The sequence below is a fragment of the Saccharomonospora sp. NPDC046836 genome, assembly GCF_040645195.1.
Classification (GTDB): domain Bacteria; phylum Actinomycetota; class Actinomycetes; order Mycobacteriales; family Pseudonocardiaceae; genus Prauserella_A.
In genome coordinates, this window is sequence record NZ_JBEYXW010000125.1 from 1 (window position 1) to 1,558 (window position 1,558).

Sequence of the window (1,558 nt, forward strand, 5' to 3'; positions counted from 1 at the left end):
CGGGTGCCGGCGCGGGCGGCGGCCCGGGCGGTGGCGGCGGCGAGGGTGGTGCGGCCCGCGCCGCCGGGTCCGGTGACGAGGACCGTGCGCACGGTCGTCCTCCCTGTTCGGGGGTGGTGCCCTGGTGGAGCGGGCGGGTCAGGCGTCCGGGTGGGACTCGACGCGCTTCTTCAGGCCCGCGAGGGCGCGGTCGATGATGACCTTCTCGGCCTTGCGCTTGATCATGCCGAGCATGGGGATCTTGACGTCGACGGTCAGCTGGTAGGTGACCTCGGTGCGGCCCTCGCCGAGGTCGGCGAGGGTGTAGGAGCCGTCCAGTTCGCGGAGCATCTGGGACTTGACCAGGGTCCAGCGGACCTGGTCGGGGCCGTGCCAGGTGTAGGCGAGGGTGTGGTCGTCCTTGATGGCGCCGGCATCGAGGACGAGGCGGACCTGCTCGGCGCGGCCCCGGTCGTCGGTGGCGAGGACGTCGGCCTCCTTCACCTCGCCGGTCCACTCCGGGTAGCGGGCGAAGTCGGCGATGACGGCCATGACCTCGGCCGGGGCCGCGTCGATCGTGATGCTAGAGCTGGTGTGTTCCGCCATCGCCGTGGCTCCTCCATGCTGAACGGTGCGGCCGGGCCCGTCCGGGTGCGGCCTCGGCCGGGTGCTGTCGGGCGTCCCGCCGCGTGCAGGCTACCGCGCGCCGGGGCGGGCGAGGTCACGTGGCTCCCCGGTGCCGGGCGGGGCCGGATCACCAGGTGAGCGCCCAGGGCTTTCCGGTACTGGCGAAGTGGCCGACGTTGACGCACTCGGTGGCGCCGATCCGCATCCGGCGGGCCAGCGGCTGGTGGACGTGGCCGAAGAGGGCGTACCGGGGGCGGGTGCGGTGGATGGCGTCGAGCAGGGCGGAGCTGCCGCGTTCGAAGCGCCGGGCGACGGTGTCGTAGAGGAGTTCGGGGACCTGGGGCGGGATGTGGGTGCAGAGGACGTCGACCTCGCCGAGGGCCTCGATCTTGGCGGCGTACTCCTCCTCGGGGATCTCGTACGGGGTGCGCATCGGGGAGGGGAGGCCGCCGCCGACGAATCCGAAGACGCGGCCGCCGATCTCGGTGCGGGTGCCGTCGAGGACGGTGGTGCCGGGACGGGCGTACTCGGGCCACAGGCGGGGCACGTCGACGTTGCCGTAGGTGGCGTAGGTCGGGGTGGGGAAGGCGGCGAAGAGTTCGGCGTACTGGCGGCGGACCGCCTCCTCCAGGGCACGCTCGCGGTCGATGCCGCCCCACAGGGCGCGCTGGAAGGCCCGGGCCTCCTCGAAGCGGCGGGCGGTGCGCAGTTCGACGACGCGGGTGGCGGCCTCGGCGCCGAACAGGTCGGGGAAGATGCCGCGCGCGTGGTCGCGGTAGTCGAGGAAGAGGACCAGATCGCCGAGGCAGACCAGGGCGTCGGCACCCTCGCCCGCGCGGGCGAGGTCCTTCGCGTTGCTCCCCTACTCGCTCCGCGCCTCCGCCACCGTCAGCTTGTAGCCACTCAGGTTGATCGGGATGTTCCTCATCGACTGCTCCTTGTGTAGGGGCCT

General features: G+C 73.0%; 1 protein-coding gene and 1 pseudogene. Both read right to left on the bottom strand.

Annotated elements, in window-relative coordinates; genetic code table 11:
- Positions 1–138: 138 nt before the first annotated feature.
- Positions 139–585: an SRPBCC family protein gene (locus ABZ863_RS35645; protein WP_095730274.1), complete on the bottom strand. Its 447-nt coding sequence runs from the start codon at positions 583–585 to the stop codon at positions 139–141.
- Between the two features lie 148 nt (positions 586–733).
- Positions 734–1,423 (bottom strand): annotated as a pseudogene (locus ABZ863_RS35650) (metallophosphoesterase); the annotation flags it as partial.
- Positions 1,424–1,558: the final 135 nt, after the last annotated feature.